General features: G+C 33.0%; 17 protein-coding genes. All 17 read left to right on the top strand.

The annotated features are described in order from the left end of the window. Positions 1-2,890 (top strand): SHIRT domain-containing protein (locus RYL55_RS03855; RefSeq protein ID WP_315007470.1); only part of this gene is annotated, 2,890 nt, incomplete at its 5' end. A gap of 340 nt (positions 2,891-3,230) precedes the next feature. Then, entirely contained in the window at positions 3,231-4,547 is a 1,317-nt protein-coding gene (gene hisS / locus RYL55_RS03850; RefSeq protein ID WP_315007468.1) for a histidine--tRNA ligase, read from the top strand. 15 nt (positions 4,548-4,562) lie between these two features. Beyond that, a complete protein-coding gene (aspS, locus tag RYL55_RS03845) occupies positions 4,563-6,320 on the top strand; it encodes an aspartate--tRNA ligase (protein ID WP_315007466.1) in 1,758 nt (585 codons plus the stop codon). A gap of 72 nt (positions 6,321-6,392) precedes the next feature. After that, positions 6,393-7,160, top strand: coding sequence for a DeoR/GlpR family DNA-binding transcription regulator (locus RYL55_RS03840; protein WP_314405707.1), 768 nt, complete (start codon positions 6,393-6,395; stop codon positions 7,158-7,160). A gap of 19 nt (positions 7,161-7,179) precedes the next feature. Beyond that, on the top strand, positions 7,180-7,890 hold the full coding sequence (locus RYL55_RS03835) for a class I SAM-dependent methyltransferase (RefSeq protein ID WP_315007464.1): 711 nt from the start codon (positions 7,180-7,182) through the stop codon (positions 7,888-7,890). Continuing rightward, positions 7,877-9,001, top strand: coding sequence for a Nif3-like dinuclear metal center hexameric protein (locus RYL55_RS03830; protein ID WP_315007462.1), 1,125 nt, complete (start codon positions 7,877-7,879; stop codon positions 8,999-9,001). The genes RYL55_RS03835 and RYL55_RS03830 overlap by 14 nt, the downstream gene beginning before the upstream one ends. 20 nt (positions 9,002-9,021) lie before the next feature. Next, complete coding sequence (gene pepT, locus RYL55_RS03825; protein ID WP_315007459.1) at positions 9,022-10,248, top strand: peptidase T; 1,227 nt, start codon at positions 9,022-9,024, stop codon at positions 10,246-10,248. Between the two features lie 268 nt (positions 10,249-10,516). Then, positions 10,517-11,188: a response regulator transcription factor gene (locus RYL55_RS03820; RefSeq protein WP_315007457.1), complete on the top strand. Its 672-nt coding sequence runs from the start codon at positions 10,517-10,519 to the stop codon at positions 11,186-11,188. Further along, positions 11,173-12,249: a HAMP domain-containing sensor histidine kinase gene (locus tag RYL55_RS03815; protein WP_315007455.1), complete on the top strand. Its 1,077-nt coding sequence runs from the start codon at positions 11,173-11,175 to the stop codon at positions 12,247-12,249. Before RYL55_RS03820 ends, RYL55_RS03815 begins: the two co-directional genes overlap by 16 nt. Positions 12,250-12,601: 352 nt before the next feature. Next, positions 12,602-13,300, top strand: coding sequence for an ATP-binding cassette domain-containing protein (locus RYL55_RS03810; RefSeq protein WP_315007453.1), 699 nt, complete (start codon positions 12,602-12,604; stop codon positions 13,298-13,300). 84 nt (positions 13,301-13,384) lie between these two features. Continuing rightward, positions 13,385-14,116: a hypothetical protein gene (locus RYL55_RS03805; RefSeq protein ID WP_315007450.1), complete on the top strand. Its 732-nt coding sequence runs from the start codon at positions 13,385-13,387 to the stop codon at positions 14,114-14,116. Continuing rightward, positions 14,109-14,798 (top strand): hypothetical protein, encoded by a 690-nt coding sequence (locus tag RYL55_RS03800; RefSeq protein ID WP_315007448.1) that lies wholly within the window; start codon positions 14,109-14,111, stop codon positions 14,796-14,798. Before RYL55_RS03805 ends, RYL55_RS03800 begins: the two co-directional genes overlap by 8 nt. A gap of 383 nt (positions 14,799-15,181) precedes the next feature. Further along, positions 15,182-16,906 carry an NFACT RNA binding domain-containing protein gene (locus RYL55_RS03795; RefSeq protein ID WP_315007445.1) on the top strand — a complete coding sequence of 575 codons (1,725 nt, stop codon included), beginning with the start codon at positions 15,182-15,184 and terminating at the stop codon, positions 16,904-16,906. Positions 16,907-16,916: 10 nt separating this feature from the next. Further along, positions 16,917-18,062: a radical SAM family heme chaperone HemW gene (gene hemW / locus RYL55_RS03790; RefSeq protein ID WP_315007443.1), complete on the top strand. Its 1,146-nt coding sequence runs from the start codon at positions 16,917-16,919 to the stop codon at positions 18,060-18,062. A gap of 48 nt (positions 18,063-18,110) precedes the next feature. Continuing rightward, positions 18,111-18,722 (top strand): DUF2140 family protein, encoded by a 612-nt coding sequence (locus tag RYL55_RS03785; RefSeq protein WP_315007440.1) that lies wholly within the window; start codon positions 18,111-18,113, stop codon positions 18,720-18,722. Between the two features lie 40 nt (positions 18,723-18,762). Then, entirely contained in the window at positions 18,763-19,473 is a 711-nt protein-coding gene (deoD, locus tag RYL55_RS03780) for a purine-nucleoside phosphorylase (protein WP_315007438.1), read from the top strand. Positions 19,474-19,485: 12 nt separating this feature from the next. Then, positions 19,486-20,946: a S41 family peptidase gene (locus RYL55_RS03775; protein WP_315007436.1), complete on the top strand. Its 1,461-nt coding sequence runs from the start codon at positions 19,486-19,488 to the stop codon at positions 20,944-20,946. Positions 20,947-20,951 lie beyond the last annotated feature (5 nt).

The raw sequence follows: 20,951 nt of genomic DNA, 5'->3' as shown, positions 1-20,951 counted from the left end.
AAATTATGATGGTAAAGTAAGTCTTATCGGTCAATGGACAAGTGAATCACACGAAAAAAAAGATACTGAAAATACATATAAGAATGCTACAGATAAATTAGGGAGTCCCTTACCAAATACCGGTCTTTTCCGTGCTGCTGCAAAAACTTTTCTTGGTTGGTCTGACAAACCACCTGTAGATGGAAAAATTGCAGAAGGAGCAAGACTATTCTCCCCAGAAGACACTTTGGCCACAGCTTTTCCAGATGGATTGAAAGCTGATTCCAAACTGTATGGTGTTTATGCTAGTTTAAATGATCAAGATGATCCTTTCCCTACAGATAAATTTTCTATGGGATTTGCGATTATAGGTGGAATGAATAAATTTAAAATTAATGATAATAAGGTTAATATTGATACGAATGTAAAATCTGAAGAAGTATTACCTAATACTAAGCTAAATAAAGAAACAGAAGATAAAGAAAAAAATACACGACGTATCATCGATGAGTATAAACCGGAAAATAATGATACTACAAAAGTGAATGAAGTGGTTCTAAAAGCTGAGTTTGAAATGGATAAGACTACAGCGATGACTGTGTACAGAAATCCTCATGTAGGATATGTTGGTCCTGTTTTATCTAATTCATATAAAGGAAATCAATTTGAATTGAACGAAAGGAGAAAAACTTACACATATGTAGACTTAAATGTGAATTTAGACAAAGATTTAGTCGTTCCGGAAAAATTATATGCAGAGTTTAATGGTTACTCATGGAGACCCTTATATGCTCTTGGAATTAAGGAAGATGGAACGAAGGAACTTCTACATGTATATTCAAAAAATGGAACAGATTTAGGAAATTCAAAAGATAGCTTTAATTCAATCGTTAGTAATACGGACCCTAGAGTCACATTTGGTGTTGAAACTAAGGATAACCATAATATAACATTCAGAATGATTCTTAGATCGTTAAATGATAAGGATAGTGATCGTCCAGAAAACGAACGAAATGAGCGTATAGCTGAGAACGTAGTAAAACCGGATGTAGGTAAGTCTATTGCCGAAACAATTATGCGCAATATGACACTTCGCTCTCTTACATCAACAGAACTTAAAGCATTATTCCCTAATAAGAGTGATGAAGAAATCAATCATATGGTTATTCGTATTAATCAAGAAAAAGCCAAAGGGTTAGCAGATACAAATGGTGAAACAGTTCTAAGAGTAACAGGTTCTGTTGAGGGTAATGTTCATCCAAATGCAGGGAAAATAGGTTGGTTTAATTCAGCCACAAATTTACCTATTAATAAAGTAGAAGCTAATGTTTTAGAACTAGGTTATGTTACATTTTATAATGTATCTTATAAATTCCAAAGCGGAACTCCAGGTAAGACATTGCCAGCAGCAATAGAAGGATATAAACCAACAGACCAAAACCGTTATGGAAATCAGGAAGAAATAAATGCAACTCAACCAACATCTACAGAGTATGCAGATACTGAGAATGATGGTAAATGGGTTTTCAAAGGCTATGATGAAGCTAAAAAACAAGTAAACAAAGCAGATGTGAAGTTCATTGGAACATGGATATTCAAGGCTAATAAATATGGTGTAACATATAGATTTGAAAGTGGAACACCAGGTAAGACATTGCCAGCAGTGATAGAAGGTTATAAACCAACAGACCAAAATCGTTATGCAGATAAAGCTAATGTAAATGCGACTCAACCGACAACTAGAGAGTACGTTGATACAGCAAATGACGGAAAATGGGTATTCAAGAGCTACGATGCAGAAAGTAAAGTAGTAAATAAAGCAGATGTAGAGTTCATTGGAACATGGGAATTCGAAGCTAATAAGTACGGTGTAACATACAGATTCCAAAGTGGAACAGAAGGAAAAAATCTGCCAGCAGCAATAGAAGACTATAAACCAACAGACCAAAACCGTTATGCAAATCAGGCTGAAGTAAATGCGACTCAACCAACATCTACAGAGTATGTAGATACAGTAAATGATGGTAAATGGGTCTTCAAAGGTTATGATGCAACTAAAAAACAAATAAACAAAGCAGATGTAGAATTTTTAGGAACATGGAAATTTACAGCGAATAAATATGGAGTAATATATAGATTCCAAAGTGGAACATCAGGTAAGACATTGCCAGCAACAATAGAAGACTATAAACCAACAGACCAAAAACGTTACGTAGATAAAGCAAATGTGGATGCAACTAAACCGACAACCACTGAGTATGTAGATACAGTAAATGATGGTAAATGGGTATACAAGAGCTACGATGCAGAAAGTAAAGTAGTACATAAAGCAGATGTAGAGTTTATAGGGACATGGGTATTTGAAGCAAATAAATATAATGTATCTTATAAATTCCAAAGTGTAACAGCAGGAAAAGAATTACCGAAGAATATAACCGAATTAACTCCTACCGATAAAAAAGAGTATATTAATGGAACTGAAGTTAAAGCGGAATCACCATCAACAACAGAGGTAAAGGATGGAAATGGAAGCTGGGTATTTAAAGGTTATAAAGAAGATAAAAAAGTAATCAATAAAGAAAATGTTCAGTTTTTAGGACTTTGGGAGTATGTAGAAAAGGAAACTAAGCCAAAACCAGAACCAAAACCAGAGCCTAAGCCAGAGCCTAAACCAGAGCCTAAGCCAGAGCCAAAACCGGAACCTAAGCCAGAACCAAAACCAAATCCTAAGCTAGAATCAAAACCAGAACAACCTGCTACATCAGTGGAAACTTTAACTCCTGTATCTAAACAAGAATTACCAAATACAGGTACAGAAGAATTAGCAACCTTTACACCAGCTGTGCTAGCAATTCTTGCTGGATTAGGATTAGCTACACCAACAGTAGTAAAGAAAAAAGATGAAGAATAATACCTAAATTCATATCTTCTAATCACATCACTTGACAAACGGTAAACTTTTTAGTAAATTAGTATCAATTTCATAGGAAATCCAGCGAAGGAGCTAAGTAGATTCGCAGCAATTAGAGAGAGAAAACATGGCTGAAAGTTTCTCAAAAGACTGAGAGAATTGAAAGACACTCTGGAGGAGAATAATGCAAAGTTATTCCGGCAAAAGTGCCGTTATTTAGTAGAGGAATAGAGGATTGCTCTATTCAAATTTAGGTGGTACCACGAAATAATCGTCCTGACTCATTCATTTGAGTCAGGATTTTTTTTACATATTTTTATACATAGAAAGTAGGGATAAAATGATTCAAAAACCAAAAGGAACAGCCGATTTATTACCAGAGGAAATAAAAATTTGGCACTATATTGAAGAAACAGCACGCATTATTTTAGGCGATTATCAATTTGAAGAGATGCGTACACCAATGTTTGAAAGCTATGAATTATTTAGCCGTGGAGTGGGTGATACTTCAGATATCGTTTCAAAAGAAATGTATGATTTTTATGACAAAGGTGACCGTCATATTACATTACGTCCAGAAGGAACTGCAGCTATCGTTCGTGCGTATGTAGAAAATAAATTATTTGGACCAGAACATAAGAAACCTTATAAAGTTTATTACATGGCTCCAATGTTCCGTTATGAACGTCCACAATCAGGACGTTTAAGACAATTCCACCAATTAGGTGTGGAAGTATTTGGTTCAACAAATCCTGCAACAGATGTTGAGACTATTGCAATGGCATGGGATTTATTAAAAGAACTTGGCTTATCCAATATGCGTTTAGTGATTAATTCACTTGGAAAAACTGCAGACCGTATTGCATATCGCCAAGCTTTAATTGATTATTTAGAACCGTTTGCTAAAGAATTAAGTGAAGATTCTAAAAATCGTCTTCACAAAAATCCATTGCGTGTATTAGATAGTAAAGATAAACGTGATATTGAAATCGTAAAAAATGCACCACGTATTTTAGAATTTTTATCTGATGAAGCACGTACTCACTTTGAAAAAGTGCAACAATATTTAACAGCATTAGAAATTCCATTTGAAATTGATGAAACAATGGTTCGTGGATTAGATTATTATCAAGATACGATTTTTGAAATTATGACGGATTCAAAATCATTTGGTGCTAAAACTACGATTTGTGGTGGTGGACGTTATGATGGTCTTGTTCAAGAATTAGACGGACCAGAAACTCCAGGTTTTGGATTTGGATTAGGAATGGAAAGACTTGTGTTATTAATGAAAGATGAACAAGTAGAAATTCCTGACTTACAAGAATTAGATGCTTATATTGTTAGTTTAGGAGAAGAAACGGAAGAGGAAGTATTAAAACTTACTATCTCCTTACGTCAACAAGGTTATTCTGTAGATCGTGATTTCTTCGGTAGAAAAGCAAAACCTCAATTTAAAAATGCTCAAAAATATGGAGCAAAAGTTGTGATTACTTTAGGAGAAGAAGAATTGGCAAGTCGTCAAGTTCCACTAAAAGTAATGAGCACTGGTAAAGAAGTAAAAGTTGACTTAACAGATATATATCAAGATTTCGATAGTCTATTCCGTCAAGCAACTATGGATACAACAGCAATTGATGAATATTTTGGAAAATAGAAAGTAGGGATTTGTATGAAAAAGAGATCAATTTACTGTGGATTAGTCACAGAAGAATTAGTAGGAAAAGAAATTACATTACATGGTTGGGTACAAAAACGTCGTGACCATGGTGGGGTTATTTTTATCGACTTACGTGACCGTGAAGGTGTAATGCAAGTTGTATTTAACCCACAACATAACCAAGCAGCTTTTGAAATTGCAGATACCTTACGCCCAGAGTACGTTATTGAAGTAACAGGTACCGTTGCATTACGTGGAGAAGGATTAACAAATCCAAACTTAAAAACAGGAACAATGGAATTAGAAGTTCACCATGTTGAATTATTAGCGAAAGCTAAAACTCCACCAATTTACATTGAAGATGATAAAGTAGCTTCAGACGAATTACGTATGAAATACCGTTATTTAGATATGCGTCGCAAACCTGTATTAGAAAACTTACGTTTACGTCATAAAACAACTCGTGCAATTCGTGAATATTTAGATACTGAAGGATTTATCGATGTAGAAACTCCATACTTAGCAAAATCAACTCCAGAAGGAGCTCGTGACTACTTAGTACCTTCTCGTGTACATGAAGGAAGTTTCTATGCCTTACCACAATCACCTCAAACATTTAAACAATTATTAATGGGTGGGGGCTTAGACCGTTACTACCAAATCGTTCGTTGCTTCCGTGACGAAGATTTACGTGGAGATCGTCAACCTGAATTTACACAAGTCGATATTGAAACAAGTTTCTTATCAGCTGAAGAAATTCAAGAAATGATGGAAGGCTTATTGAAAAAAGTCATGAAAGATACATTAGGAGTAGAAGTAACAACTCCATTCCCACGTTTATCATTTGCTGAAGCAATGAGCCGTTATGGTAATGATAAACCAGATACTCGTTTTGCATTAGAATTAATTGATGTAGCGGATATTGTAAAAGATTCTGACTTAAAAGTGTTCAGTACTGTTGTTGAAAACGGTGGACATGTAAAAGCCTTAAACTTAAAAGGATTAGCAGATGAATATTCTCGTAAAGATGCAGATAGCTTAGCACAATTTGTTGCTAAATATGGTGCAAAAGGATTAGCTTGGTTGAAAGTAGAAGAAGATGGACTAAAAGGACCAATCGCTAAATTCTTAGTAAATCAAGAACCAGCCTTAAGAGAACGTTTAGATGCAGAAGTGGGAGATATTATTTTCTTCTGTGCAGATAAACCAAGTGTTGTTGCACAATCATTATCTGAATTACGTCTACACTTTGGTAGAAAACATGAATTAATTGATAAAACTAAATTCAATTTCTTATGGGTTGTTGATTGGCCATTATTAGAATATGACGAAGATGCAAATCGTTATGTAGCAATGCACCATCCATTTACTCGTCCAGTGAATGAAGATTTCAATGCTTTATTAGAGGATCCAGCAGCAGCTAAAGCTCAAGCTTATGATATCGTATTAAATGGATATGAATTAGGTGGAGGATCATTAAGAATTTATAGAAGAGATATGCAAGAAGCAATGTTTGAAGTACTAGGATTCACGAAAGAATCCGCTCAAGAACAATTTGGATTCTTAATGGATGCACTAGATTATGGATTCCCACCACACGGAGGAATTGCATTAGGATTAGACCGTCTAGTCATGTTATTAGCTGGGGAAGATAACATCCGTGAAGTGATTGCATTCCCTAAAAATGGTTCAGCTATGGACACTATGACACATGCACCAAGTCCAGTATCTGAACAACAATTACAAGAATTATCATTAAAAATTCGCTAAAAATGAGCAATGGAGAAGTCTTTAAAGGCTTCTTCTCTGTTCTTCATAGAGAAAAATAAGGAACGAATACTAATGAAAAATAGCAAAGGTGTTGTGTTTAAACGACAACAAGAAATTTTAAAATTATTACAAGAACATAGGCAACTTTCTGTTGAAGAGTTATCTTCTAGATTAGAAGTGTCTGAAATTACAATACGAAGAGATTTACAACGATTTGAAGATCAAGGATTAATCGAACGATTCTATGGTGGTGCTAAATATATTTCTGGAAAAATTGAGAAGGAAAATATTGAGCAAAAGCAGTATAATTCTACGAAAAAAAATATTGCGAGAAGAGCATCAGGTCTTGTAAGAGAATATGATATGGTCTTTATTAATTCTGGTTCTACAGCCTTTTTATTATTGAATTATTTAGCAGATGAAAATGTTACGATATTAACGAATAATGGACGTTCTATTTTTAAAAAAGCCTCTTCAAAAGCTTCTATAGTGTTAAGTGGAGGAGAAATTTTTGAACAAAAGAAATCTTTAGTCGGAGATTTTGCCATTAATTCATTTTCAAAAGCTCGTGCGAATATTTGTTTCTTAGGTGTCGGTGGCATTAATAAAAATGGAATTACGACTGCTGCTTTACCTGAAACAGCAGTCAATCGTGTCATTTTAGAACGGACGAATGGTCCTAAGATTGTTGTTGCAGAAGGAGCTAAAGTTGGAAGAGAGTCTAATTTCCACACTGCAGATTGTTCCATGATTACGCATTTAATTACGGATTATTCCGCTGATGCTGAAACAGTCGCTTATTTAAAGAGTATTGGTGTAAAAGTTTTATTTATTTCTTAATGTGAGAAAGGAGTAAGAGATGACAGTAGAATTAAGTCCAAGACTGAAAACAGTTGCTTCTTTTTTAGAAGGAGCGACATTATTATGTGATGTTGGTTCTGACCATGCTTATTTACCGGTTTATGCAATACAGCAAGGATTAATCACTAGCGCTATTGCTGGAGAAGTAGTAAAAGGTCCTTTCGAGTCTGCACAACAAACGGTTCAAGATTATGTTTTAAATGATAAAATTTCCGTTCGTTTAGGGGATGGATTAGATGTCGTTACTTCTGAAGACGAAGTATCAGCCATTTCTATTTGTGGAATGGGTGGAGAATTAATTGCTCGTATTTTAGAACAAGGTCGAGTAAATGGTACGTTAACGGGTAAAGAAAGATTAGTATTACAGCCAAATGTTGCAGAACATTTATTAAGACAGTGGTTAGTGGAACATCACTATGAGATTTTAGAAGAAGTTGTGGTAGGAGATCATCATCGCTTATATGAAATTATTGTAGCTGAAAAAAGAGAACAGAACTTGCCACTAACAGATACGCAAATTAAATTTGGTCCAAAATTAATAGAGAAGCCAACAGAGTTGGTGATTCGTAAATGGGAACGTCAGTTACGTAAAATTGAAGAAATTTTAGCGCAATTGAAAAATAGTAAAGAAGTTCCAACTGATAAAGTAGAGAAATTTAATCATCAATATCTTGAATTGAAAGGATTGATTGACAATGCCAACCGTTAGAGATATTATTCGTAAATTTGAACAAAGAGTTCCAAAATCTTTAGCAATGGGAAAGGACCCAATTGGCTTGCATTTTGGAGATTGGAATCAAGAAGTTCAAGTAGTAATGACGACTTTAGATATTCGTCCTTCTGTTATTCAAGAAGCCATTGAAAAGAATGTCGATTTAATTATTGCGCATCATCCGCCGATTTTTAGACCTGTACAGCAATTTGATTTAACAAATCCACAACATAAAATGTATCAGGATATTTTAAAACATGATATTGCCATTTATGCTGCTCATACAAATTTAGATGTTGTTTCAGGTGGAGTTAATGATTGGTTAAGTGAAGTGCTGCAATTAGAAGAAGTAGAAGTACTATCTCCAACAGGAAAACTTCGTCAAATGAAAATTGCTGTTTTTGTACCAAAAGAACAAGCAAGCGCAGTTCGACAAGCAATGCATGAAGCAGGAGCAGGACAAATTGGTGATTGTTATAAGGAATGTAGTTTTACAACTAGTGGAGTAGGACGCTTTACACCAATTGAAGGAGCAAATCCTGCTATTGGACAAGTGAATCAACCAGAACAAGTAGCAGAGGAAAAAGTAGAAGTCATTTGTTATGAAAATCAAGTAGACGCTATTATTAGTGCTATGAAAGCTAGTCATCCTTATGAAGTCCCAGCATATGAAGTGTGGGCATTAGAAAATGATGCTAAAACACTAGGGATTGGACGAATTGGACAACTACCTGAAGCCTTATCTGTTGAAGAATTTGTCACATATGTAAAAAATCAATTCCAATTAAAAGGATTACGTTTTGTCATTCCACGAAATCGTTCGATAGATAAGATTCGTAAAGTTGCCATTTTAGGGGGTTCTGGTGGTAGTTTTTACCAAGCAGCTGTTAGCAAAGGGGCTGATGTATTTGTAACAGGAGACATTACGTATCATGTCGCTCATGATATTCAAGAGTCACCAATGTTATTAGTGGATGCAGGGCATCATATTGAAGTCGTTTGTATTGAAAAATTAGCGAACTGGCTTGTACAATGGAATCAAGAAGAAAATTGGAATGTAAAAGTGATTAAGAGTACGACTTTTACAGATCCATTTGAATTTTTATAAGAAGAAAGTAGGAATGTAACATGCCAAATCAATTAGTTGATCGTTTTATTCGTTATGTAAAAAAAGAAACTCGTTCAGATGAAGCAAGCACAACTGTTCCATCAACACCAAGTCAAACAGAGTTTTTAAAAGACTTAGTAGAAGAATTAGTAGCATTAGGCTATCAAGATGTAAGATTAAATCCTAAAAATAGCTTCGTAACAGCAACAATTCCAGCTACAACTACAAAAGAAGTTCCAGTTGTTGGTTTTATTGCTCACGTAGATACAGCTGATTTTGAAGCTCGTAATGTACAACCTCAATTCAATGAAAATTATGATGGTGAAGCGATTGTATTAGATAAAGAAGGAAAATTTGTTTTATCTCCAAAAGATTTCCCTAATTTAAAAAATTATGTTGGTAAAACATTAATTACAACAGATGGTACAACATTATTAGGAGCTGATGATAAAGCAGGGGTTAGTGAAATTGTCACTGCAGGTGCGTACTTATTAGCGCATCCTGAAATCGAACACGGAAAAATTCGTGTAGCATTTGGTCCAGACGAAGAAATCGGACGTGGGGCTGATTTATTTGATGTTGAAGAATTTGGCTGCGACTTTGCCTATACAATGGACGGAGGACCAGTGGGAGAATTAGAATACGAAAGTTTCAATGCTGCTCAAGCTGAAATTACTTTCCAAGGGAAAAATGTTCACCCAGGAACTGCAAAAGATACAATGGTGAATGCTTTAGAACTTGCACGTCAATTCCAAAATGCTTTACCTGAATTTGAAGTGCCAGAACACACTTCTGGACGTGAGGGATTCTATCACTTAATGTATGCTAATGGTGTTGTTGAAGAAGCAAAATTAGTTTATATTATTCGTGACCACGATCGTACATTATTCGAAGCGAAAAAAGCTTATTTACAATTAGTTGCAGATAGACTAAACGCATCATTAGATAGCAATCGTATTTCAATTGATATGAAAGACCAATATTACAATATGGCTGAAATCATTGAAAAAGACTTTAGAGCTGTTGAAGTTGCTCAAAAAGCAATGGAAAACTTATCAATTACGCCAATTATTGAACCAATTCGTGGTGGTACAGATGGTTCTAAAATTTCATTTATGGGCTTACCAACTCCAAACATTTTTGCAGGTGGAGAAAACTTCCACGGACGTTATGAATTCGTCGCTGTAGAATCAATGGAAAAAGCACGTGATGTCATTATTGAAATTGCACAATTACTAGCGAAATAAAAAATAAAGAATATAATATAGCTTTTCTTTAGTAGCTACGGACGCAAGCAGCCTCGCATAGCGAGTCTCATTGCTAAAAATCGAGCCTTGGTCTCGATTTTTCCTACCCTATAAGTCAAAAATGACTTATAGGGTTTTAGCTACATTGAAAAGCCAATTTTTTTTTGCGGATATTTTAGATTGGACGTTTAAAACTGATTTTCGTAATTGTGTACTACTGATAAATTATGCTAGAATGTGTTTGAATATTTTCAAAGGAGAGCTAATTATGAAATATAAAGTCCTAGTCATAGATGATGATATTGCCATTTTAAGACTTATTCAAAATGTTCTAGAGAATAAAAACTTTCTAGTCGACACACGAACGTCTATTCCAGAAATTGATATCTGTCATTTTATCGGTTATGATTTAATTATTTTAGATATCATGATGCCTCATAGTGGAATTGAAATCTGTAAGTATATCCGAGAATTTATTTCTGTTCCAATCATATTTTTAACAGCCAAAGATTTAGAAGAGGATATTGTATATGGCATTCAATCTGGTGCAGATGACTATATCACAAAGCCATTCAGTATACCTGAACTAGTTGCAAGAGTACAGATGCATATCCGTCGAGAAGTACGTAATAATAATTCCAGTGAGATTCTACAGTTTGGACCTCTTACAATTGATAAAATTAAAGAAGAGCTAAGAATTGTGGATATACATATTCCCACTACAAAAAGAGAATTTCAATTAATTTTGTTACTCTCCAGCAATCCTAATAGAATATTTTCAAACGAAGAACTCTTTGATTATCTTTACCCTCATGATTCTGAAACTCAGGGGAGGTCAATTACAGAGTATGTATACCAAATCAGGCAAAAATTAAAACCTTATGAAATTAATCCAATTAAAACAATCTGGGGAGGTGGTTATCAGTGGATAACGCTCTGACTTTTAACCAACTGATTAGACAAACATACTTTAAGATTTTAAGACAATTTCTTATTAGTCTTTTTCTATTTTATTTTCTACCAATGTTATTTACTGCATTTACTAATATTACTGAAAAAAATGCAGGGGCATTTACCATCTATTTTAGTACGATTTCTTGGATTTATATTAGTCTGATTTTATTTTCTATTATTGCTAAAAATATTAGTAATCTTTTAGAAAAAATCAAGCAAGAAACAAATATTGTTTATAATCAAAGTTTACTGGTGGATATAAATGAACAACCCTCAGCTAAGTTAACTTTAATTGAACTAATTGAAACAAGACAAAAAATTCAGGAAATGCAGTTAACGATAAATAAAATGATTCAATCTGAAAAACAGCAAAAAAAGGAACTAATGTTTCAAGTCTCAGCTGCAGCGCACGATTTGAAAACACCTTTAACAATTATTCAAGGAAATGCTCAATTTTTAAAATCTTTGGAAATTACTGGAAATATTGGTCAATGTTTAGGAGATATTGAACTTGCTAGCCAACAACTTAATAAATACTTTAACCAGCTAATCAATTATTCTAAAACATTCTATAATGATACTTCCAATTGGGAGAGTTTCTCCTCGGATTACTTAGTTGAATTATTTGAACAAGAGATTAAGTTACGTACTGACAAAAAGGCTAAAATCCAATTTTTAAATAGCCTACCGATCTCTATTAACTTAACACTTAATCTAAACCTATTTCTACGAGCTATTCTAAATATTATCAATAATGCGATTGACCATTCCACAAGTAATTATCCAGTCATAAGAGTAGAATATCAGGTAATAGATAATAATTTTTACATTTCTATCTGGAATAGTGATTCTTCATTTTCGGAGAATATACTTGAGAAATACGGCTTACTTTTCTATCCTGATAATCAGGAAACAAAATCAGAACAAGGAAGTCATTTCGGTATTGGATTAGCATTTGTTAATCGGGTAGCGAAAATTCATGGTGGAGAGGTAAAGTTGAGTAACTTTGAAAATGGTGCTCTTGTCACTATTTCTATACCAATCTAGCCTTTAGTTTTTCAATATTTTATGCCAAAAATCTTGCAAATTTAGTTTTGAAAAGTCATAACTTTCTAGTTTTTAACTACTAAAATCTTTACTTTTTGAATTGATAAGGACTTTCGCCATCTTGTTTAAGCTGGCGATTTTTTATTTTCACTCTGTTACTTATATTACTAATATCTGACAATAGGATAAGCTAGAATAAAAAACTTTTATAGAAATCAGAATTTCTGATATTTTTCTGATAATTATTTTGTATAACATGAAATATAGATGGCATTTATGGGTGGCATTTGATGGTATACCAATTATAAAGATTAAGTTTCAAAAAAATATTTGTAAAAGGTGGAAAAGATAAATGATACAATTTGAGAAAATTAGCAAAGGTTTTAGTAGTAAGAGTGTTCTTTCAGAAGTTTCGTTTACGGCAAAAGAGGGAGAAATAACAGCATTAATTGGTCCAAATGGGTCTGGTAAGTCAACTTTAATAAAAATATTGCTAGGATTGGTTTCACCAGACGAAGGCAGGGCAACTTTTGATGGAAAAAATTATGAAGAATTAGGTAAATACCCCTTCAGATATGTAGGTGCTTTTCTAGATAGTGTTCAACCTAATCCAACAAGGACAGCCTATAGTCACTTGAGATGGATTGCTTTAACGAGTGGTATAGATAAGCAGAGATGTTTAGAATGTTTAAAATTAGTTGGTCTTCAGGATGTTGGCAATAAAAGGATAAAAGACTATTCTCTTGGAATGAAACAAAGACTGGGGCTGGCTACGGCTATTTTAGCGAATCCTAAAATACTTATTTTAGATGAACCCATTAATGGACTCGATCCAGATGGAATTAGATGGGTTAGAGAGTTTCTAAGAGAATTTGTTAGAGGCGGTAAAATAGTTTTAATCACAAGTCATTATATGAATGAATTAGAACTTACAGTAGATAAAATTGTAGGATTATCAAATGGTAAGATAGTAATTGATGGTAGTAGTAAAGATGTTCTTGAAGAATATGGCTCTTTTGAGGAAGCCTATTTTAAATCTGTTAAAAATTAGATGGGGGTATACTTTATGAAAAATATTCGTAGTGAATTATACAAAATATTCTCATTGCCACTCTTTTGGAGCGGAGTAGCAATTGTGATTGGAATTAGTGTATTTTTTACCTTTCAAAATATTCAAGTAATCAATGCGATAGCAAATGGGAATACAGATATTCTTATACTTGAAGATGCGACAAGTCAATTAACAGGATTTCAAACAGTAAGAGATGCGATATTATCTTCACCTTACCAATCTAGTATTCTATTTTTTCCAATTTTATTTGCACTGATTCTCTCTACGGAGTACAAATTTGGACAGGAATCATTGACTAAATTATTAACACCAAAATGGCAGACGGTTTTAACAGGTCAGATTTGCTCTGGAATAATTGTATCCAGTACGTTGACGGTTGTTCTATCATTAATCAATAGTGGAATGCTCTATATGATGTTAGATGAAACATTACAAAGTTATCTTAACTTAGGTCTTATTTTAGAAGTAACGTTAAGAATTATTATCTTTTCCATAACATTGACATTGCTTTCAATGTTTTTAGTAAAGATAACAAGAAAGCCTATTCCGTCTGTCATTATTATTGTAAGTATTCTTGTTATAACTTTATCAGGTATATTGAGAATTGTTTCTCCGACGCTTGAAAATTTATTTCCTTTAACAGGTGCAAAGTCATTCGCATTTGGAAGAGTAGAAAATAACAATCCTTCAGAAGCATATGGTTTATTATTATTATTATCTCAAGCATCAATAGTAACTATAATGATGTATATTAAAGCTTGGTATAACAATAAAAAGGAGAAGAAACATGGATGAAATGATATATGCTCTTATGTATAAAAAATATAGTTTGAATACGGTGAAAATACAAATTTTAAGTCAGTTCTTGCTTACTTTATTTATCTGTATTCTTAGTTTGATAACATTTGAAATCAATGATAATAATATTATACTATCCAATAATCAAATTTTGGTAATTGCATCTTATTTATTTATGATAGGTGGTCTGATAAATGGCTCTATGGAAGTCGAGAACTCAGAATCTAAAATCGTCTATTTATTAACGGGAAACAAAAATAACAGTACACAAAAAATAATTATTATGGAGTTGATAGACTGTGTATTACAAGCCATTCTATTATTTTTAGTTATTGTAAGTTTCTTCATTTTTAAAGGAACTATTAAAGAAGTTAGCGTAATACAGTTTTTCTCTTATCTTTTTAGTAGTGTTTTTTGTTTCTTAATTGCATATTATTTAACTTTATTTTTTAAGAGTTCAATGACAGCGTTAGCTATTTTATTGCTATTTCCAATATTAGTTATCCCCTATATTGAACGTGTATTTCCTGTAGCATTACCATACATCTATTCTGAAACTATTTCTAATAGTTTCAAAATATCAGAAATGTCTTCTAGTCATATGATATTATCATCATGGAATATGATTTTACTCCTATTAATCTATTTGAAAGTCAAAAAGCGTTTGAAAAATTATTAGTTGAAATATTTAATCCACAATAGAAAATCCTTTATTTTTCGAAATTTAATCAGCATCCGTAAAAATACAAATGGCTTTTCTCTGTAGCTTTAGCACTATAAGCCAGATGGGCTTATAGTGCAGGAAAAATTGAGACCTTAGGCTCAATTTTTAGGTATGAAACAGCAGAGCTGTTTGCTGCCGTCCTTAGCTACTTTAGAAAAGCCCTTTGTATTTATTGTCTGTGCTTTCTTATCATATCAGTAGATAAATTCTCTAAAAATCGTTACAATAGAGTAGAGTTTAACAGTAAAATCTAATCTAACGATGAAATAAAATATAATAGATTTGGATTTATAATTAGATAAATTCAAATCTATTTTTTTATCTATATGGAGGAACTTATGACATTTGATGGTTTATTTACAAAATGGATGACGGATGAAGTTTCTAAAGAAATTATTGGAGGGAGAATTAGTAAAATTCATCAACCCCTCCCTTATGAAATTCAATTAACGATTCGCTCCAATCGTAAAAATTATTTATTATTATTATGTGCTCATCCCATGATGGCACGTTTCCAATTTATTACAGAAAAAGGGGATAACCCTGAAATTGCTCCTAATTTTTGTATGATTTTAAGAAAATACCTAGAAGGAGCGATTATTCAAGATTTTACTCAAGTTGGTGCTGACCGTATTATTCACTTAGATGTGGATACAAGGGATGAACTTGGAGATGAAGCGAAATGGCGTTTGACACTTGAAATGATGGGAAAACATAGTAATGTTTTCTTAGTAGATCGAAGAAGTCAGCAAATAATTGACTGTTTAAAACGAATTCCATTAAGTCAAAATACTTACCGTACATTGCAACCTGGGGCTACTTATCAATTACCTCCGCATCAAACGAAACTTAATCCATTTGAAATGACGTTATTTGAACTAGATGCTAGATTAACAAAGGGATTAGGAGAAGATTCTCTTGCAAAATCATTAATGAATCTTGTTCAAGGGATGAGTACATTAACAGCAAATGAAATTGTTGAACGTTCCATGATGTTTGATGAGACGATTGCTGAAAGTTTATGGAAGTTTTTAGAACAAAATAATGAGAAGCCAACACCTACATTAGCAAAACTTTCGAATGGAAAAAGCTATTTCACAGTTTGTCCATATTATTCCTTCCAAAATGCTGAAAATCAATCGTTTGAAACATTGTCTGAATTATTAACAGCTTATTATGTTCATAAAGTTCAGGAAGAAAAAATTCAACAGTTGGCAGGTAATTTACTTCAAATGTTGAAATCAGAATTGAAAAAAAATCGAGAAAAATTGGTTAAATTTGAAGAAGATTTACAAAAGAGTGAGAAAGCTGAACAATACCGTATTAAAGGGGAGTTATTAAATACTTGCCTGTACCAAATAGAAAAAGGTCAAACTGAAATTAAAGTGGAGAATTATTACGATAATAATGAATTACTGACGATTCAATTATCTACATGGTTGACACCTTCTCAAAATGCGCAAGCTTATTTTAAAAAATATCAAAAATTAAGAAATTCAATTGAACATATTGAAAAACAACAGGAAGTTACTCATCAAGAAATTCAATATTTAGAACAAGTTCTATATCAAATTGAAGAAGCAGATGTGCAAAACTTAGAAATTATTCGCGAAGAATTAGTAGCAAGTGGGTATTTAAAACGTTCTGCTATGAAAAAAGGAAAACAGAAAGTGAAACCTTCAAAACCATATGTTTTTTACTCAAATGATGGAACAAGAATTTTAGTGGGTAGAAATAATTTACAAAATGATACCTTAACGTTAAAACAAGCCAAAAAAGAATATTTATGGTTACATGCCCAAAATATTCCTGGATCACACGTCATTGTAGAATCGGCAAGTCCAAGCGATGAAACAATAGGGCAAGCAGCGATGTTAGCAGCTTACTATTCTAAATATCGTCATTCAGCAACTGTTCCTGTGGACTATGTTTCTGTTTCAAAAATTAGAAAGCCAAATGGATCTAAGCCAGGATTTGTTGTGTATGAAGGACAACAAAATACATATATCACCCCAGATGAAGCAGTGATTCAACAAATTCGGGAAAATAAACCAAAAGAATAAGGAGAAACAAATGAACGCAGTAAGAGCAGCTTATATTCATATTCCATTTTGTTCTCATATTTGCTATTATTGCGATTTTAATAAGGTATTTATTGAGGGGCAACCGGTTGATGAATATGTTGATTTATTAGTAAGAGAAATGCAATTACGAGCAGACTCTCACCCAATCTCTCCTTTAGAGACTTTATATATCGGGGGAGGAACACCATCAACTTTAACGCCAACGCAATTAGCAACTTTATTTGAAGGTATTCATCGCTATTTACCATTAGAGAAGAATTGCGAATTTACAATGGAATTAAATCCAGATGATGGGCAAATGGAACGGTTAGAAGTGATGAAAGAATATGGGGTTAACCGTATTAGTATGGGAGTTCAATCTTTTAATGATGAATTATTAAAAAAAATTGGACGAAAACATAGTAAAAAGACAGTTTTAGAAAGCATAGGAAATGCTCGAAAACTTGGATTTGAGAATATCAGTATTGATTTAATTTTTAGACTTCCTCAACAAACGATTCAAGATTTCGAAGATAGTTTAAAAATAGCAATGGATTTAGATTTACCACATTATTCGATTTATTCATTAATTTTAGAACAAAAGACCGTTTTTTATAATTTAATGAGACAAGGGAAACTTCCTTTGCCAACACAAGATGAAGAAGCAGATATGTTTCAATTAGCCATGGATTCTATGGAAAGTTTTGGACGGCATCATTACGAAATTAGTAATTATGCACTTCCAGGTTTTGAATCAAGGCATAATTTACATTATTGGAAAGCAGATGAGTATTTAGGATTTGGTGCTGGTGCTCATGGTTATTTAAATCAAGAACGCTATCAAAATTGTGGTCCCATTCAACATTATTTAGAACCATTACGGAATTCTCAACTTCCAATTTTACAAAAGGATCTACTAAGTAAAAAATCTCAAATCGAAGAATTTATGTTTTTAGGATTAAGAAAAATATCAGGTGTTTCAAACCAGGAATTTAAAAGAAGATTTGGAAGAAATATCAATGATATTTATCAAGAAATTATTGAGGAACTGTTAGAACAGGAATTGATCCAATTAACAACAGACGGAATTGCGTTAACTCATAAAGGAAAGTTTTTAGGAAATAATGTATTCCAAGCGTTTCTTTTAGAAGATTAGATTAAGATTTTATATCAATTGCTGTAATGAGATGAAAGAGGTGATAGAATGACACTATTAAGAAGAACTAAAAAGAAAAGGAATTACTGGAAAATCGCTTTTTTTGCTTTAATAGCAATCAATTTATTCGTAATGATTGCTTCATTAATTCCTAGCCGAACTAAACATCAAGTTTCAACAACGCAAATTTTAGAGCAAGGAGAGAATTGGATGGAAGTAACTTTAAGTAAAACGGAAATTCAAAATATTTTAGAGATTGTTACGAAAAAGAATCAAATAGAAAATCCAAGTTTTCCAAACTTTGTGATGAATGATTCAGTCATTCAAATTACTGGTGATGCTACAGCATTAGGGGTTACTGTTCCTTATAAAATGACGACTGTACCATATGTAACCGAAGAAGGAGCTATACAATTAAAAATACAGTCTGTTCAATTAAGAGGTTTCTCGTTACCAGTATTTTTAGCATTAGGTAGATTACAACAAATGGAGTTTCCTGAATGGTTTCAATTAAATACGGAAAATCAGTATTTTCTACTAAATTTATCGGGACTTCATGAAGGAAATACGATTAAAGCAAAAAAAATTAATTTAAAAACAAATGAATTTATTTTTTCTATTTCAATTTCTAATGACAATATAGTAGAATATCTACAGTAAGAAAAATTTAAAAGTCTATAAGACAGTTAGGAGATCACACATGAGTGTACATATTAATGCAATAAAAGGACAAATCGCAGAGGTTGTTTTAATGCCAGGAGATCCACTTCGTGCAAAATACATTGCGGAACATTATTTAACAGATGTAGAACAATATAATAGCGTAAGAAATATGTTTGGATATACAGGTTTATACAAAGGACAACGAGTATCTGTTCAAGGTAGTGGAATGGGTATTCCTTCAATGATGATTTATGCCAAGGAATTATATACTGAATTTGGTGTTGAAAAGATTATCCGTATTGGTTCAGCTGGTTCTATTCAACCGGATGTAAATGTTCGTGATATTGTATTAGCTCAAGGAGCTACAACGGATTCATCGATTATCACAAATATTTTCCAAGGACAAGTTAACTTTGCTCCATTAGCATCATTTGAATTATTAGATAAAGCTTATCATTTAGCAAAAGAACGTGGCGCAACTGTACACGTTGGAAATATTTTATCTTCAGATCGTTTCTATAATGCTGAATTAAACAAACAAAAATTACAAGAATACGGCGTACTTGCCATTGAAATGGAAGCTGCCGGTTTATATGCATTAGCAGCTCAACATAAAAAACAAGCTCTAGCAATTGTAACGATTAGTGACCATATTTTAACAGGTGAAGAAACAACAGCTGAAGAGCGTGAAAAAACATTTAATGAAATGATGGAAATTGCTTTAGAAACAGTTCATCATGGTGAATAAGTAGGTAAAAATATGGAAGAAAATCAAGAAAAAGTCGTACAAACTCCTAAAAAAGGAATACGGCTATGGGTTTTTATTGTTTCGATTATTGCAACAATCATCGTTTCTGTAGGATTAACGATTGGTATCATTTGGACACAGTTGCCAAAACTAATTGGGAACCAAGCTCAAGTACATGCATTTACTAAAAGTGAATTGTTTCAAATTGAGAAAGTATTTTATTATATAAAACAAAATTATTTAGATAAAGATGTTACAAGTGAACAATTAATTCAAGGGGCTATTAAAGGGATGGCTGAATCAGTTGGAGATCCTTATACCACTTATTTAGTAAATGATGAGACAGCTCAATTAGATGAAACGGTTAATGGATCCTTTGGTGGAATAGGAGCTGAATTAAAATCCGATCAAAGCCGTGTTGTCATTAGTACTACTATGGAAGGAAGTCCTTCTCAACAAGTGGGACTTCAAGCTGATGATGTCATTACAAAAGTTGATGGCGAAGATATGACTGGGAAAACTATTTCTGAAGTTGTGAAGAAAGTACGTGGTGAAGTTGGAACAGATGTTGTTCTAACAATAGAACGTGCTGGTACTTCTTTAGAAGTTAAATTAACTAGAGCTAGCATTGCGATTAATACTGTAAAAGCTGAGTTAGATAAAGAAGATGCAATCATTGGTCATGTTCGCATTACTAGTTTTGCGAAAAATACTGCTGAAGAATTAGAAAAAGCGGTGAAAGATCTAACGAATAAAGGTGCTAAAGCATTTGTATTCGATGTTCGATACAATCCTGGCGGATTATTAGATCAAGCATATAAAGTAGCTAATATGTTCTTAAAAGATGGTGAACCAATCGTTCAAGTAGAGGACAGATTTGGGGAGAAGAAGATTTACAAAGCTTCTTCTGATATTGGAAAATTTAAAATTACTCAACCTTATGTCCTACTAGTAAACGAAGGAAGTGCTAGTGCTTCTGAAATTCTCGCTGCAGCGCTAAAAGAAGGTGCTGGAGCACAAATTGTAGGAACAAAAACTTATGGTAAAGGAACTGTTCAAAGTGTAATCGATATTTCGGATAAAAGTGAGTTAAAATATACAAATGCTAAATGGTTAACTCCAAATGGAAATTGGATTCATAAAGAAGGGGTAACTCCAACAAAAGAAGTAAATTTACCGGATTATGCATTCTTGAAAATTATTGATGCAAGAGAAACGTTAAAAGTAGGTTCAGTCTCTCAAAATGTTCTTTCTGTTGAAACAATTCTAAAAGGATTAGGATACTCAGTTACAGCGGACGGTTATTTTGATGCTGCTACTCAAGATGCAGTAAAATCTTATCAACAAAAAGAAGGATTAACTGCAACAGGAGAAGTAGATGAAGAGACAGCACAGAAATTGATGAATAGTGTTAGACAATTAATTCAACAAAATGATACACAGTATCAAGCTGCGAAAGAATTACTAAAATAGAATGG

Source organism: uncultured Granulicatella sp. (assembly GCF_963515615.1).
Classification (GTDB): domain Bacteria; phylum Bacillota; class Bacilli; order Lactobacillales; family Aerococcaceae; genus Granulicatella.
Note: the sequence above shows the minus strand (reverse complement) of the source record. Positions and strands in the feature narration are given on the sequence as shown.

Bases quoted from the DNA above. Each gene is read 5' to 3' on its own strand.
- aspS (WP_315007466.1), top strand. From the start codon at position 4,563: ATGAAAAAGAGATCAATTTACTGTGGATTAGTCACAGAAGAATTAGTA.
- hemW (WP_315007443.1), top strand. From the start codon at position 16,917: ATGAACGCAGTAAGAGCAGCTTATATTCATATTCCATTTTGTTCTCAT.
- RYL55_RS03795 (WP_315007445.1), top strand. From the start codon at position 15,182: ATGACATTTGATGGTTTATTTACAAAATGGATGACGGATGAAGTTTCT.
- hisS (WP_315007468.1), top strand. From the start codon at position 3,231: ATGATTCAAAAACCAAAAGGAACAGCCGATTTATTACCAGAGGAAATA.
- RYL55_RS03830 (WP_315007462.1), top strand. From the start codon at position 7,877: ATGCCAACCGTTAGAGATATTATTCGTAAATTTGAACAAAGAGTTCCA.
- pepT (WP_315007459.1), top strand. From the start codon at position 9,022: ATGCCAAATCAATTAGTTGATCGTTTTATTCGTTATGTAAAAAAAGAA.
- RYL55_RS03810 (WP_315007453.1), top strand. From the start codon at position 12,602: ATGATACAATTTGAGAAAATTAGCAAAGGTTTTAGTAGTAAGAGTGTT.
- RYL55_RS03775 (WP_315007436.1), top strand. From the start codon at position 19,486: ATGGAAGAAAATCAAGAAAAAGTCGTACAAACTCCTAAAAAAGGAATA.
- RYL55_RS03800 (WP_315007448.1), top strand. From the start codon at position 14,109: ATGGATGAAATGATATATGCTCTTATGTATAAAAAATATAGTTTGAAT.
- deoD (WP_315007438.1), top strand. From the start codon at position 18,763: ATGAGTGTACATATTAATGCAATAAAAGGACAAATCGCAGAGGTTGTT.
- RYL55_RS03840 (WP_314405707.1), top strand. From the start codon at position 6,393: ATGAAAAATAGCAAAGGTGTTGTGTTTAAACGACAACAAGAAATTTTA.
- RYL55_RS03820 (WP_315007457.1), top strand. From the start codon at position 10,517: ATGAAATATAAAGTCCTAGTCATAGATGATGATATTGCCATTTTAAGA.
- RYL55_RS03785 (WP_315007440.1), top strand. From the start codon at position 18,111: ATGACACTATTAAGAAGAACTAAAAAGAAAAGGAATTACTGGAAAATC.
- RYL55_RS03835 (WP_315007464.1), top strand. From the start codon at position 7,180: ATGACAGTAGAATTAAGTCCAAGACTGAAAACAGTTGCTTCTTTTTTA.